Origin of the sequence: Nostocoides japonicum T1-X7 (assembly GCF_001046855.1) — a bacterium.
GTDB lineage: Bacteria > Actinomycetota > Actinomycetes > Actinomycetales > Dermatophilaceae > Nostocoides > Nostocoides japonicum.
The window spans coordinates 226,009-239,875 of sequence record NZ_HF570958.1; the positions used below are offsets into that span (position 1 = coordinate 226,009).

The window sequence follows — 13,867 nt, forward strand, 5'->3', positions numbered from 1 at the left end:
CGGGGATCACTGGCCGTAGACGACCCGATTGAGGTAGCGCTGGAGGGCCGCCGTCGTGAGGGGACCCCATTCGCCGTCCGCCGTCGCACCGACGGTGCGCTGGAGGGCGCGCGTCGTGATGGGGCCGATCTCCCCGTCCTGGTAGGTACCCACCTTGCCCTGCAGCCGCTTGCGGTCGTAGACGTCGAGGGACCCGTTGACCGATCCGCCGACCCACCTCTCGATCGCGCCGTTGGTGAGCGGCCCGCGGACACCGTCGACGACGAGTGGGCGGGTGTAGCTGCGCGAGACGCTGCCGCCCGACGCCGTGCTCGTCGATCCCGAGGAGGACGACCCGGTCGTCGTGCCCGAGACGGGCGCGGCGCCGTTGGTGCGGGTGAGACCGGCCCGCACGCTGCATACCGGCCAGGCGCCCGGACCCTGCACCCGGAGGACGCGTTGGGCCACGAGGATCTGCTGCGACTTGGTGGCGTGGTCGGCCGTCACCGCGTATGCCTGGCCACCGAAGGCCTTCCAGGTGCCGTAGGAGAACTGGAGCCCGCCGTAGTAGCCGTTCCCCGTGTTGATCGACCAGTTGCCACCGCTCTCGCAGGCGGCGACCCGGTCCCAGACCGTCTCCGCAGCACCGGCCGTGGCGGCCAGTCCCAACCCTCCGCCCAGGGCCGCGGCGAGCATGAGGCCGCCTCCGGCGAGTCCGCGGCGAGCGGGTCGCCGGCGGGTCGCGGTGGTGGGGAACTCGGGCGCGAAGATCATCGCGGGTCCTCTCGTCGATGCCGCCCCCGGACGTCAGGGATGAGGCGCCGAAGAGCTGACTCCGAGCCTCCGTGGAGGGGCATGACGATCGACGGTAGACCACTCCCGCCACTTGGTTCAATCCCGTCACATAATTACAACGATGTAATTCGGTATGCCGAAACCCGGTGTGCGGCATGGGATTCCGTGCGCACCCCAACCGGCCGTCGGTGCCGAAAAGGTCAGAGCCGACCGTCCCGGAACCGCGCGAACGCCGCCCGCGAGGCCGCGTCGAGGCGCACGATCGACTGGCCCTCCGCCGTCCCGAACGACCCCTTGGCGACGTACCGACCGACCTTCGTCGGCGAGAGGACGTAGAGGCCCGCCGCGAACGTCAGCAGCTGCGTCGCGGAGAGGTTCGAGACGGTGGTGCCGTCGAGCCGGGTCATCACCGTCGGCACGACGCCGACGCCCAGGGTCGCGGCGCGCAGGGCGGCCGCGACGATGAGGTCGCCCTGGTGGGCCGAGCGCCCGAAGTCGCCGTCCGGCAACGACTTCCGCTCTCTCGCGTATGCGAGGACCTGCTTGCCGGTGAGGACGTGCGGGCCGGCGGACAGGTCGATCCGCACGCCGACGCCGTGGATCGGCTCGGCGAGGACGATCGGCAGCCCGCCCATCGCGTCGACGGTCTTCTCGACCCCTTGGAAGCCCATGAGGAGGTAGCCCTGGATCGGCAGCCCCGTGACACTCGCGACCGTCTTCGCCTGCGCCGTCGGCCCCCCGAACACCATGGCGGCGTTGATCTTCCCGTGGCCGCCCGTCGCCAGCGGGACCCACAGATCGCGCGCCAGGCCGAGGACGCCGCCGCCACCCCTGCCGTCGACCCCGACGACCTGGAGCGCGTCCGCCCGGCTCGAGACGATCTTCTGGCCCTTGGAGACCCGGGCGTCCGACCCCATGGCGAGGATGAACCGGCGTCCGCCGACCTGTGGCGTCGGTTTGCCGAGCGAGGGCCACCAGCCGCCGACGACCTTCCACGAGCCACTCTTGGCCGCCACCGCGAGGGTCACGTCGTCGCCCATGGTGACGACCGAGACCCGGCTGCCGTGCCACGTCCCCAGGGTCGCCACGGCGTTCCGGGCCGGATGACCCGCGTAGGTCGTGCGGACGAGGGCGGCGAGCGCCGCGGGCGCGCCCTTGACGGCGAGACCCGTGCTCGTCACGGACGTCGTCGATCCGGAGCCCGGCGCCGGAGACGAGGGCGTCGGCTTGGCCGACAGCGAGCAGGCGCCGAGGACGAGGGCGACGCCGAGGCCGCCGGCGGCCAGCCGCACGCCGGCCCTCAGGCTCCTCGAGCTCCCGGTCCCCCCTGCTCGGCACGTGCCGAGGTGTTGCCCTCCCGATCGCGTCGGGACGACATCTTCTCGGCACGTGCGAGAGGACACCGTCTCGGGGGCGGTCACAGCGCGGGGGTCGTGAAGCTCGGCGCGGTGCGCTGCGGCCACCAGCTCGGCTCACCGCCTCCGGCGTAGCACCAGATTCCCAGCGCGACCGCCGCGACGAGCGTGAGGGCGACGAGCGCCTGGCGCACGGCGGCGTTGACCGTCATCCCCCGGACCATGCTCCGGGTCCCCCGCCGCAGGCTCGCGCCTCCCGGGCCCCACCAGGCGACCCAGAGGCCGAGGAGCGACCCGACCGCGAGCGGAAGGGACGCGGCCGGCTCGGCCGCGCCACCTGTCGCCGCGGACACCGCGAGCGCGGTGCAGAACGCCGTCGAGACGCCGACGAGGAGCGGCACGACGAGCGCCAGAGCGGTGGCCACCACGGCGACGACGGCGTGCCAAGGCCCGGAGACGACGGCCATCGGGACGTCGCTGCGCCGGACTCCCGACGCATGCCGGCGCAGGACGAGAGAGGTCATCGACCGGTCCGCGGTGCGGGCGAGGAGCATCCAGGCCGCGGTGAGGACGGCCGCCACGACAGGAAGGACCGCGAACCCGGCGACGAGGAGCACCCCGAGCGCCACGAGCACCCCCGACCGGTTGGGCCGCCCGATCCTCGGGTCCGGGTGCTCGACGCCCCGGTGCCACGTCGTCGGTGCCTCGCCACTCGGAGGGGGCTCGGCGTCGGAAGCGCCTCCGGGCGCTGGGACCGGCGGCTCCGCATACGGAGAGTGCACCGCGGAAGCCGTTGGGACAGAAGGACTTTTATGGCGGTATGCAGGTGCCTCGGGCTGTTGCACCACGGCCGCCGGCGGGAGGGGCCAGGGCTCGGGCAGCGTCGCTCCGACGGGAAGCACGGCCGTCGCACCGCGGCCTGGGTGCTCGGTGAGGATCTGCGTCGTCGGATGGCCCATGGCATACCCGTCCATCGCGCCGAGGATCTCCTCGACGCTCGGGCGCAGGTCCGCTCGCGGCGTGAGCGCGGCCGCGAGGACCGGGGCGAGAAGCGGGTCGACGCCGGTGAGGTCGGCCTCGCCACGGCTGACGCGGGAGAGGACGACGTCCATCGGCCCGGTGCCGAAGGGCGGGCGGCCCGCGGCTCCGAACGCGACCGTCGCGGCCCAGGCCCACCAGTCCGTCGCCGTCGTCACCTCGCCGCCCTCGATGAGCTCCGGGGAGAGGTAGCCCGGCGTCCCCATGACGAGACCGGTCGAGGTGAGCCGGATGTCGTCGGCGATGTGGGCGATGCCGAAGTCGATGAGCACCGGCTCGCCGTCGAGGAGGAGGACGTTGGCGGGCTTGAGATCGCGGTGGATCACGCCGGCCGCGTGGATCGTCCGGAGGGACTCGGCGAGGCCCTGGCCGAGGCGGCGGAGGGCGATCGTGGGCAGCGGCCCGTCCCGGCGGACCACCTCGTCGAGCGAGGGGCCGGGGACGTAGCGCGTCACGAGGTACGGCCGGGGCCCGTCGATGTCGGCGTCGAGGATGGGGGCGACGCCGGGATCGGTGATCCGGCTCAGCGTCTCGACCTCGCGAGCGAGGCGGGCCCGGGCGAGCGGGTCGTGCGCGACGTGCGGCCGGAGCACCTTGAGCGCCACCGCACGCCCGTTGCGGTCGAGCGCGAGATGGACGACGCCCATGCCGCCTTCGCCCAGCTCCTGGACGAGGCGGTACGGCCCGAGCTTCGCGTGCTCGGGCAGCGGCTCCACGGGTCCGGGGCCCACCACCTCGGTCGACATGCCCTCCACGGTAACCGGCGCCGGGCGCTGCCCTCCATCGCGACGCGGCCTCGTGGCGGGACCGTGACCCTACTGCTGGATGTACTCCACGAGCTGGTCCCGCTCGGCCTGGAGGGCCTCGATCCGGCTCTTGACGACGTCGCCGATGCTCACGATGGCCCGCAGCTGACCCTCGGTGACGACGGGCACGTGCCGGAACCGTTGGTTCGTCATCGTCGTCGCGACCGACTCGAGGTCGGCGTCGGGCGCCACGGTCTGCACCTCCCTCGTCATGATGGCCGACACCGGGCTGCCCAGGAGATCGGCGCCCTGGGTGTGGAGGTGGCGCACGATGTCGCGTTCGCTGACGATCCCGTGGACCGACGTGCCGTCGTCGCTGACCACGACGGCACCGATCCTGTAGTCCGCGAGCAGCGCCAGGAGCTCGGTGACAGTGGCGTCCGACCGGATGGTCACGACGTCGGAACCCTTGCTGCGAACAATGTCTGAGATCCGCATGACAAGACGTTAGCGGTATGGCCGGGCGGACGCCAGACGCCGGCCACGACTCGGGCTCGTTAGGGTGGTCGTGATGTCCCCCACCCGACGCCGCAGGAGCGCCGGCCAGCAGGCCGGAGCGACGACCGAGGCCGAGACGTTCGACCTCGTCATCGCGGCCAACCGGCTGCCGGTCGACAAGGTGGTCCTCGACGACGGCACCGTCGAGTGGCAGCGCAGCCCGGGTGGTCTCGTCACGGCGATGGAGTCGGTCATGGCCGGCCGCGAGGGCGCCTGGGTCGGCTGGACCGGGCAGCCGGGCGACGAGGCCGACGCACCCTTCCACAACGAGGGCATCTACCTGCGGCCCGTCGCGCTCACCGCGGACGAGATCGCCGCCTACTACGAGGGCTTCAGCAACGACACGCTGTGGCCGATCTACCACGACGTCATCGTCCCGGCGACGTTCCACCGGGCGTGGTGGTCGGCATACGAGGCGGTCAACCGGCGCTTCGCGGATGCGGTATGCGAGGTCGCGGCGCCCGGGGCGGTCGTCTGGATCCACGACTACCAGCTCCAGCTCGTGCCGGCCCTCGTCCGCGCGCAGCGCCAGGACGTCCGGATCGGCTGGTTCAACCACATCCCCTTCCCGCCGGTCGAGCTCTTCGCCCAGCTGCCGTGGCGCAAGCGGGTCCTCGCCGGGCTGCTCGGGGCCGACTTCCTCGGCTTCCAGCGGGTCGCGGATGCCAAGAACTTCGTCCGCGCCTGCCGTCAGCTCGGCGGCTGGCAGACCAAGGGGCAGAACGTCGTCGTCGCCGACCCGCCCCGTGAACACCGCATCGTCCGGGCCGCCGCCGTGCCCATCTCGATCGACACCCAGGGGCTCGCGGAGCTCGCCAACCGGCCGGAGACCCGGGCGCGGGCCCGGGAGCTGCGAGCCTCCCTCGGCAACCCCGAGGTCCTCATGCTCGGCGTCGACCGCCTCGACTACACCAAGGGCATCCGTCACCGGCTCAAGGCCTACGAGGAGCTCCTCGACGACGGGCAGATCGCGCCTCCCGACGTGACCTTCGTCCAGATCGCGACCCCGAGCCGGGAGCGCGTCGAGGCCTACCGGCAGCTGCGCGAGGAGGTCGAGCTGACGGTCGGCCGGATCAACGGCAACCACTCGGTCATCGGCGCCCCCGCCGTCCACTACATCCATCACGGCTACCCCCGCGAGGAGATGGTTGCGCTCTTCCTCGCCGCCGACGTCATGGTCGTCACGCCGCTGCGCGACGGCATGAACCTCGTCGCCAAGGAGTACGTCGCGTCCCGTACCGACTACGGCGGAGCGCTCGTGCTGTCGGAGTTCACCGGCGCCTACCACGAGCTGCACCAGGCCTTCGTCTGCAACCCGCACGACATCGAGGGCCTGAAGAACGCGATGCTCCACGCGATCCAGACGCCCGCGGACCAGAAGCGCCGGATCATGCGGGCCCTCCGTCGACGGGTCATGGCGCACGACGTCCAGCGGTGGGCGGCCCGCTTCCTCGCCGACCTCACCGGGACGAGCTGAGACGGTGGTTCCGCCCGGGCTCACCGAGGCCCTGTCGGAGGCCGCGGGACTCCCGCGCCTCGTCGTGTCGACCGACTTCGACGGCGTCCTCGCGCCCATCGTCCAGGATCCGACGACCTCCCGTGCCCTCCCGGGGACCCTCGACTCGCTCCGGGCACTCGCCGCCCACGAGGGCGTGCACGTCGCGGTCGTCTCCGGGCGGGACCTCGCGACGCTGTCCGGGCTCACCGGCATACCGACCTCCGGCCCGATCACGCTCGTCGGGAGCCATGGCGCCGAGTCGAGCCGCACACCGGCCCATGAGGGGCTCACGCCGAGCGAGACGGCGGTCCTCACCCGCCTCCAGCGGCAGGTGCGCGCGATCCGTCACGACGCGCCCGGGGCGCGCGTCGAGTACAAGCCGACGGCCGTCGTCGTCCACACGCGAGGCCTGCCGCAGGAGCGGGCCGCCGCCGTCACCGCTGCCGCCCGCGCCCTCGGCCGGCAGCCGGGCGTGCACGTCAAGAAGGGCAAGAGCGTCGTCGAGCTGACCGTCGTGCCCGCCGACAAGGGCAGCGCCGTCATGGACCTCGCCGCGGACGTCGCGGCCGACGGGGTGTGCTACCTCGGGGACGACGCGACCGACGAGGACGTCTTCGCCCGGCTCGGGCCCCACGACGTCGGCATCAAGGTCGGCCCGGGAGACACGGCGGCGCGATGGCGGGTCGACGGGCCCGACGACGTCGCCGAGGTCCTCCACCTCCTCGCCGCCGCCTGCTCCTCCCGCCCCTCCTCCTCGCCGCAAGCCCCGTCCTCCCCGTCCTGACCGCCCCCTCCTCACCCTGCCCCCTCGGCAGGTGTGGGCTTTCCGTGGTCGGACCAGGCCCGCAACCACGACAACCCCGCACGTGCCGAGACGGGTTGCGGCAGATGTGGGCTTTCCGTGGTCGGACCAGGCCCGCAACCACGACAACCCCGCACGTGCCGAGTTGTCGCTGTCCAGAGCCCGCATCGACGACATCTTCTCGGCACGTGCGACGGATGCGGCCGCACGTGCCGATCGACGGACGCTTGTGGGGAAGATGGTTGGCGTCATGGCTCGGGCCAGCTTCCCCACAAGGACCCGAGGAGCGCCGACCGCGAGGCCGACCGGCCGTCAGCGGCGCAGGCCGGGGGCGGCGGCCGTCGAGCGGCGGACGACGAGCTCGGGACGGAAGACGAACTCGCCCCGCGGCGCCGACTCGCCGCGCACCTCGTCGAGCAGGGCCCGCACGGCCGCCTCGCCCATCGACTGGACACTCTGCCGGACCGTCGTGAGGGGCGGGTCGGTGAAGGCGATGAGGAGGGAGTCGTCGTAGCCGACGACCGAGAAGTCGTCCGGCACCCGAAGCCCCCGGGCCCGGGCCTCGCGGATCGCGCCGAGCGCCATGAGGTCGGAGCCGCATACCGCCGCCGTGGCACCCCTCTCGATGAGCCGCCCCGCCGCCGAAGCCCCACCTTCGAGGGTGAACATCGTCGTCTGGATGAGCTCGTCGACGTCGTCGCAGCCGAGCAGCCGTGACATCGCGGCCCGGAAGCCCTCGATCTTGCGGATGACCGGGACGAAGCGGTCCGGCCCGACCGCCAGACCGATGCGCGTGTGCCCGAGCTGGACGAGGTGATGGAGCGCGAGGTCCATCGAGGCGGCGTCGTCGTTGGAGATGAAGGGCGCGTCGACCCCCTCGCGGTAGCCGTTGATCATGACGATGGGCAGGCCGCGCTCCCGGAGCCGTACGTATCCGTCGACGGGGTTGGCGACGTCGGAGTGCTGGCCCGAGACGTAGACGATGCCGGCGACACCTCGGTCGAGGAGCATCTCGACGTAGTCCTCCTCGGCGATCCCGCCGGGGGTCTGGGTGCACAGGACGGGCGTGAAGCCGTGCCGGACGAGCTGGCTCTCGATGACCTGGGCGAAGGCGGGGAAGATCGGGTTGACGAGCTCGGGGATGACGAGCCCGACGAGCGACACGGCCTTGGAGCGCAGGTGGCTCGGCCGTTCGTACCCGAGGACGTCGAGGGCGGTGAGGACCGTCTGGCGGGTGGCCGGGGCGACACCGGGCTTGTCGTTCATGACCCGGCTGACGGTCGCCTCGCTGACGCCCGCATGGGCCGCGATGTCGGTGAGTCGCGCCCGGTTCATCGCGGTGCCTTCCGTCAACACGCTGCAAGAGCCCGGCATTGAGGTGGCCCTCTTGCAAGAATCTTACAGGGCCCGGGTCGCCCGGATGCGAAGACGCGGGAGGCTCGTCCTTCCCTCCGACGGTCCTGATAGGGCAGACTCGTCCCGTCGCAGGCATCCCGTCCGCGACGTTCACCCCTTTACAACGGATCGTCCGGCACGTTCCTGCCGGTGAAGGAAGGCGACGACGCCATGGCAACAGTCAAGTTCGACAACGCGACCCGGCTCTACCCGGGCAACGACGTTCCCTCGGTCGACAAGCTCAACATCGACATCGCGGACGGGGAGTTCCTCGTCCTCGTCGGCCCCTCCGGGTGTGGCAAGTCCACCTCGCTGCGGATGCTCGCCGGCCTCGAGGAGGTCAACGGCGGCAAGATCTGGATCGGCGACCGCGACGTGACGAACCTGTCCCCCAAGGACCGGGACGTCGCGATGGTCTTCCAGAACTACGCGCTCTACCCGCACATGTCCGTCGCCGACAACATGGGCTTCGCCCTCAAGATCGCCGGCACCGACAAGGCCGAGATCCGCAAGCGCGTCGAGGAGGCCGCCAAGATCCTCGACCTCTCGCAGTACCTCGAGCGCAAGCCGAAGGCCCTCTCCGGCGGCCAGCGCCAGCGCGTCGCGATGGGCCGAGCCATCGTCCGGTCCCCGCAGGTCTTCCTCATGGACGAGCCGCTGTCGAACCTCGACGCCAAGCTCCGGGTCCAGACCCGCACCCAGATCGCCTCGCTCCAGCGCCGCCTCGGCGTCACGACCGTCTACGTCACCCACGACCAGGTCGAGGCCATGACGATGGGCGACCGGGTCGCTCTCCTCAAGGACGGCCTGCTCCAGCAGTGCGACACCCCGCGCAACATGTACGACCGCCCGAACAACGTCTTCGTCGCCGGCTTCATCGGGTCCCCGGCCATGAACCTCCTCGACGTCGAGACGATCGACGGCGGCGTCAAGGTCGGCGACTCGACGGTTCCGGTCGAGCGCGACCTGCTCGGCAGCGCGAGCGGCAAGCAGGTCACCCTCGGCGTGCGCCCGGAGGACCTCGACGTCGTCTCGGCGGGCCAGGGCATCGCCGTCGAGATCGACGTCGTCGAGGAGCTCGGCGCCGACGCCTACATCTACGGCTCGACGCGGGCCAAGACCCACACCGAGGCCGACGAGGACACGGCGGACAAGCCCTTCATCGCGCGCGTCGACGGCCGCCGGCCCCCAGAGAAGGGCGAGACGATCTACTTCGCCCCCAAGCCGGGACACATCCACGTCTTCGACGCGAGCAGCGGCGTGCGCCTCGGCAGCTGACGCACCGTCCGACATCCCGTATGCCGAGAGGCCGGCACTCCTTCACGCACACCGGTGGGAGTGCCGGCCTCTCGGCCGTCCCAGGTATGCCGGCCGCCGCGGGCATTCCGGCGGTCCCGGCCGTCCCCCGGCGCCCTCGTGCACCGGTCGACGGCGCGACCCGACCAGGTCGGACCGGGCCACGGACACCGACGATCGCGACCGACCCCGTGCGGACGGCCGTAGCACGCGCCGCACGCTCCGCATACCGATAGCCGCCGGCGGAGACGGCGAACCCGGCCGGTATGCCGTCCCCGCCGGCATACCGGCCGACGAGGACCCGACGGCCCGGGCAGGAGAGGAACTCCATGGCACTCAACATCACGGCCGCACGGCCCGATCCCGCGCTCCTCGACCTCCCGTGGCGGACTCCGCTCGAGGAGTGGCCCGAGGACCGGCTCGCGGCCCTCCCCCGAGGCATCTCGCGGCACGTCGTCCGCTTCGTCCGCCTGTCCGGACGGATCCTCGCCGTCAAGGAGATCAAGAGCGACCTCGCGCTCCGCGAGTACCACATGCTGCGCAACCTCGGCCGGCTCCACCTGCCGTGCGTCCAGCCGTTCGCGGTCGTCGACGGCCGCCTCGGCCGCGACGGCGAACCGCTCGACGCCTGTCTCATCACCCGACACCTGCAGTTCTCGCTGCCCTACCGCGTGCTCTTCAGCCAGTCGCTCCGACCGGACACCGCGTCCCGGCTCGTCGACGCGCTCGCCGCCCTCCTCGTGCGACTCCACCTCGGCGGGTTCTGGTGGGGTGACGTCTCCCTGTCCAACACCCTCTTCCGCCGCGACGCCGGGTCGTATGCCGCATACCTCGTCGACGCCGAGACCGGCGAGCTGCGGGAGCGCCTCTCCGATGGCCAGCGCGCCCACGACATCGACATCGCCCGGGTCAACATCGCCGGTGAGCTGATGGATCTCGAGGCCGGCGGACTCCTGCCCGGGGACTCCGACCCCGTGGAGATCTCCGACATCATCGTGAGCCGCTACGAGGGGCTGTGGAGCGCCCTCACGGTGACCGAGCGGTTCGACAACGGCGAGCGATGGCGTGTCGACGAACGGATCCGGTCGCTGAACCGGCTCGGCTTCGACGTCGACGAGCTCGACATCACGACGGACTTCGACGGCACGCACATCCAGATCCAGCCGAAGGTCGTCGACGCGGGTCACCACTCCCGCCGGCTGCTGCGGCTCACCGGGCTCGACGTCGAGGAGAACCAGGCGCGCCGTCTGCTCAACGACCTCGACAGCTACCGCGCGGCGGCCGACCGGCAGGCCGACGACGAGGAGCTCGTCGCCCACGACTGGCTGACCCACGTCTACGAGCCGGTGACCCGAAGCGTCCCCCGCGACCTGGCCGGCAAGCTCGAGCCCGCCGAGCTGTTCCACGAGGTCCTCGAGCACCGGTGGTACATGGCCGAGAAGGCACGGCGCGACGTCCCGATCCAGGAGGCGCTCACCGACTACGTAACCCGCGTGCTCCCGAGCAAGCCCGACGAGCGGTCCATCCTCGGCGTCGACACCGTCGAGATGCCCGTCATCAGCTGGGACGACTGACCGGGTGCGACGAGCCGGCCACGGAACAGATCCGTGGCCGGCTCGGTCGCGCGGCGTTCGGGCGCCGCGCGACGTCACACGCGTGAGGTCACATGCGTGGCGCGGAGCTCGCTCGATAGAACTCCGACGAATCCTTCTGATACATGAAGTAGATCGCCGCGGCACCGACGATCAGCTGGACGAGACCGAGGATCCTCGTGAGGACCGACTCGGGCCGGGCCAGGCTGGCCACCAGACTGAGCACGGAGAGGACGAAGAACACCGTCGCGACGATCCTGCCCCACTGCTTGCCCTTGCCGTTGACGCTCGCCATCCAGAACCACAGGGCGACCGCGATGAGCCCGACGACCACGGCCGACACCATGGACACGGTCGTCAACGAGTCGATCTCGCTCGCGGTGAGCTTCTTGGTCGCCGTCGCGCTCTCGTTGGCCTTGACGATCGCGTCATGGATGGTGCCCTTGCTGAACAGGCCGATGACGACGCTGATGATCGCGACGACGCCACCCACCTGCATGAGGCGAACGGCGTTGTCCATGGCCGGCGGGCGCGACACCGGTCCCGGCGCTTCACCGTATGCCGGCGGCGGCGCCTGACCGTAGCCGCCTGCCGGCGGGGGCGGGCTCCTCCGACCCTCCGGGTGGAGGAGGCGGGGGTGGGTAGTTCGTGGACACGTGCTTCTCCCTCCATCGACAAGTCCTCGGGGAGCCGTCACCCGGGATCCTTCGATCCTAGGCGCCGCCCTCCCCAGGTGCACGGACCCCAGGCCGTAGTCTCGTGCCCGCAGACATCGCATCGCGGGACGAGGGGTCTCGCGTGAGGGAGGGAACACATGACCGACGACCAGCCGTCGACGCCCGGGGGCGAGCCGCCGGGCAGCCCGCCGGATGGCGGTCGTCCGACCGAGGAACCACCCCCACCCCCGGCCGACCCGAGTCGGTCGCCACTCCCGCCGCCACCCCCGGGCGGCTACGGCCAGGTGCCGCCACCAGCCGACGATCGACCACCCGCATACGCCCAACCCCCGGCGTACGGGCCACCTCCGGCATACGGGCAGACGCCGGCCGCCAACCCGTACGGGGTGCCCTACAACCCCGTCCAGGCCCCGGCCACGGCCGCCTTCGCGCCGTGGCTCAAACGGGTCGGGGCCTACCTGCTCGACGAGCTCGTCGTGTTGCCGGGCGTCGTCGTCGCTGGCATAGGTGGCGGAATCGCGACATCCGGGCTGACCTACGACGTCTCGACGGACACCTACTCCGGTAGCGTCAACGCGTTCGGGATCGTCGTCATCCTCCTCGGCCTCCTCATCGCCATCGGAATCCAGGCCTGGAACCGGTGGGTCCGGCAGGGGCGCACGGGTCAGAGCCTCGGCAAGCAGGCGCTCGGCATCACGCTCGTCCGCATGGGCGACGGGCGACCGGTCGGCGCGCTCATGGCCTTCGTCAGGGACCTCTGCCACTTCTTCGACGGCATCCTGTGCTACATCGGCTACCTGTGGCCCCTGTGGGATGCGCGGCGACAGACGTTCGCCGACAAGATCGTGAGCACCGTCGTCCTCGACCGTCCGCCGGCCTGACGTCCTCTGCCCGGCGGGCTCTCACCTCTCCCGCACGTGCCGAGTTGTTGTCGTCGCATCGACGATCGGACGACAACAACTCGGCACGTGCGGAGGGCCGGGACATCAGGTCGGCACCTGCGGGGTTGTTGTCCAGGCGGAAAGTCGGGCTCAGCGGCGGCGCTGCCGGGCGATCTCGTAGAGGGTCACGCCCGTGGCGATGCCGGCGTTGAGCGACTCCACGGCGGAGGACATCGGCACCGAGACGATCTGGTCGCACGTCTCGCGCACGAGCCGTGAGAGCCCCTTGCCCTCGGAGCCGACGACGACGACGAGCGGGCGGTCGGCGAGCGCGAGGTCGGGCAGCTCGACGTCACCATCCATGTCGAGGCCGATGACGAAGTAGCCCTGCGACCGGAAGTCCTCCAACGCTCGCGTGAGGTTCGTCGCCCGAGCGACCGGCACCCGCGCGGCGGCGCCGGCCGACGACTTCCAGGCGCTCGCCGTCATCCCGACCGACCGGCGGGACGGCACGACGACGCCATGCCCGCCGAACGCCGCGACGGACCGGATGATCGCCCCGAGGTTGCGCGGGTCGGTGATCCCGTCGAGCGCGACGACGAGAGGTATGCCGGGCGACTGCGGGTCGACGACGTCCGACGGATGCGCATACTCGTACGGCGGCACCTGGATCGCGAGGCCCTGGTGGACGGCACCGTCGGTGAGCCGGTCGAGCTCCCCGCGGGGGGTCTCCAGGACCGGTATGCCACGCTCGGTCGCCGTCGTCAGCGCCTCCCGGACGCGGTCGTCGGCGTCGATCCGGCCGGCGACATACATCGTCGTCACCGGCACCGCGGCCCGGAGCGCCTCGACGACGGCATTCCGGCCGGCGACGATCTCGCTGCTCGCGGCGCCCTTGCGGGTCCTCGCCCTGGTGCCGCGGCCCGCCCCGGACCCGGAGGATCCGCCCGAGCCGGCGCGGCGCTCGGCCGACCGGGCCGCCTTGAAGGCCTTGTGGTTCGGCCGGTCGGCAGCCTTGGGGGTGGGGCCTCGGCCCTCGAGGGCCTGGCGACGCTGCCCGCCCGAGCCGACGGTCGGGCCCTTCTTGGACTTGCGGACGGCACCGCGCCGCCCGGAGCTGCCGGCCATCAGGACTCCTTCGACGCGCGGCTCAGCGACCAGCGGGCCCCGCCGGCCGTGTCCTCGACGGCGATGCCGGCCGCGGTGAGCACGTCCCTGATCGCGTCGGCCGTCGGGTAGTCGCGGGCGGCGCGGG

At 71.8% G+C, this 13,867-nt stretch carries 12 protein-coding genes; 5 read left to right on the forward strand and 7 right to left on the reverse strand.

Annotated features, from left to right (window positions below; all coding sequences use genetic code 11):
• Positions 1 to 6: 6 nt before the first annotated feature.
• The 4 genes from BN12_RS26545 to BN12_RS01095 all read right to left on the reverse strand — a co-directional run bounded on the left by BN12_RS26545 (position 7) and on the right by BN12_RS01095 (position 4,411).
• Positions 7 to 753 (reverse strand): transglycosylase family protein, encoded by a 747-nt coding sequence (locus BN12_RS26545; protein WP_048549660.1) that lies wholly within the window; start codon positions 751 to 753, stop codon positions 7 to 9.
• Positions 754 to 974: 221 nt separating this feature from the next.
• Positions 975 to 2,066 (reverse strand): LCP family protein, encoded by a 1,092-nt coding sequence (locus BN12_RS01085; protein ID WP_048549661.1) that lies wholly within the window; start codon positions 2,064 to 2,066, stop codon positions 975 to 977.
• A 125-nt stretch (positions 2,067 to 2,191) separates the two neighbouring features.
• On the reverse strand, positions 2,192 to 3,913 hold the full coding sequence (locus BN12_RS01090) for a protein kinase domain-containing protein (protein WP_157635278.1): 1,722 nt from the start codon (positions 3,911 to 3,913) through the stop codon (positions 2,192 to 2,194).
• A gap of 69 nt (positions 3,914 to 3,982) precedes the next feature.
• The gene (locus BN12_RS01095; RefSeq protein ID WP_048549663.1) at positions 3,983 to 4,411 is read right to left on the reverse strand and encodes a CBS domain-containing protein; all 429 of its coding nucleotides are present in this window, start codon (positions 4,409 to 4,411) and stop codon (positions 3,983 to 3,985) included.
• 73 nt (positions 4,412 to 4,484) lie between these two features.
• Between BN12_RS01095 and BN12_RS01100 the strand changes: the two genes are divergently transcribed.
• Positions 4,485 to 5,948, forward strand: a complete 1,464-nt coding sequence (locus BN12_RS01100; RefSeq protein ID WP_048555862.1) for an alpha,alpha-trehalose-phosphate synthase (UDP-forming) — start codon at positions 4,485 to 4,487, stop codon at positions 5,946 to 5,948.
• A gap of 4 nt (positions 5,949 to 5,952) precedes the next feature.
• Entirely contained in the window at positions 5,953 to 6,753 is an 801-nt protein-coding gene (gene otsB / locus BN12_RS01105; protein WP_048549664.1) for a trehalose-phosphatase, read from the forward strand.
• Positions 6,754 to 7,083: 330 nt separating this feature from the next.
• Here the strand turns inward: otsB and BN12_RS01110 are convergent, their stop codons facing one another.
• Complete coding sequence (locus BN12_RS01110; RefSeq protein WP_157635279.1) at positions 7,084 to 8,106, reverse strand: LacI family DNA-binding transcriptional regulator; 1,023 nt, start codon at positions 8,104 to 8,106, stop codon at positions 7,084 to 7,086.
• A gap of 231 nt (positions 8,107 to 8,337) precedes the next feature.
• On the opposite strand from BN12_RS01110, the gene BN12_RS01115 reads away from it, so the two are divergent.
• Together BN12_RS01115 and BN12_RS01120 are read left to right on the forward strand one after the other, a co-directional pair.
• On the forward strand, positions 8,338 to 9,444 hold the full coding sequence (locus tag BN12_RS01115; RefSeq protein ID WP_048555863.1) for an ABC transporter ATP-binding protein: 1,107 nt from the start codon (positions 8,338 to 8,340) through the stop codon (positions 9,442 to 9,444).
• A gap of 347 nt (positions 9,445 to 9,791) precedes the next feature.
• Positions 9,792 to 11,036, forward strand: coding sequence for a DUF4032 domain-containing protein (locus BN12_RS01120; RefSeq protein ID WP_048549666.1), 1,245 nt, complete (start codon positions 9,792 to 9,794; stop codon positions 11,034 to 11,036).
• 88 nt (positions 11,037 to 11,124) lie between these two features.
• Here BN12_RS01120 and BN12_RS01125 read toward each other — a convergent pair whose 3' ends face one another.
• Positions 11,125 to 11,574 carry a hypothetical protein gene (locus tag BN12_RS01125; RefSeq protein ID WP_048549667.1) on the reverse strand — a complete coding sequence of 150 codons (450 nt, stop codon included), beginning with the start codon at positions 11,572 to 11,574 and terminating at the stop codon, positions 11,125 to 11,127.
• A 441-nt stretch (positions 11,575 to 12,015) separates the two neighbouring features.
• Between BN12_RS01125 and BN12_RS01130 the strand changes: the two genes are divergently transcribed.
• Complete coding sequence (locus BN12_RS01130) at positions 12,016 to 12,612, forward strand: RDD family protein (protein ID WP_162233014.1); 597 nt, start codon at positions 12,016 to 12,018, stop codon at positions 12,610 to 12,612.
• 150 nt (positions 12,613 to 12,762) lie between these two features.
• Here the strand turns inward: BN12_RS01130 and rlmB are convergent, their stop codons facing one another.
• Positions 12,763 to 13,740 (reverse strand): 23S rRNA (guanosine(2251)-2'-O)-methyltransferase RlmB, encoded by a 978-nt coding sequence (gene rlmB, locus BN12_RS01135; protein ID WP_048549669.1) that lies wholly within the window; start codon positions 13,738 to 13,740, stop codon positions 12,763 to 12,765.
• Between the last annotated feature and the right edge of the window lie 127 nt (positions 13,741 to 13,867).

Coding starts and splice junctions, on each gene's coding strand:
- BN12_RS26545 (WP_048549660.1), bottom strand. CDS start 753: ATGATCTTCGCGCCCGAGTTCCCCACCACCGCGACCCGCCGGCGACCC.
- BN12_RS01090 (WP_157635278.1), bottom strand. CDS start 3,913: ATGTCGACCGAGGTGGTGGGCCCCGGACCCGTGGAGCCGCTGCCCGAG.
- BN12_RS01095 (WP_048549663.1), bottom strand. CDS start 4,411: ATGCGGATCTCAGACATTGTTCGCAGCAAGGGTTCCGACGTCGTGACC.
- BN12_RS01100 (WP_048555862.1), top strand. CDS start 4,485: ATGTCCCCCACCCGACGCCGCAGGAGCGCCGGCCAGCAGGCCGGAGCG.
- BN12_RS01110 (WP_157635279.1), bottom strand. CDS start 8,106: ATGAACCGGGCGCGACTCACCGACATCGCGGCCCATGCGGGCGTCAGC.
- BN12_RS01115 (WP_048555863.1), top strand. CDS start 8,338: ATGGCAACAGTCAAGTTCGACAACGCGACCCGGCTCTACCCGGGCAAC.
- BN12_RS01120 (WP_048549666.1), top strand. CDS start 9,792: ATGGCACTCAACATCACGGCCGCACGGCCCGATCCCGCGCTCCTCGAC.
- BN12_RS01125 (WP_048549667.1), bottom strand. CDS start 11,574: ATGGACAACGCCGTTCGCCTCATGCAGGTGGGTGGCGTCGTCGCGATC.
- rlmB (WP_048549669.1), bottom strand. CDS start 13,740: ATGGCCGGCAGCTCCGGGCGGCGCGGTGCCGTCCGCAAGTCCAAGAAG.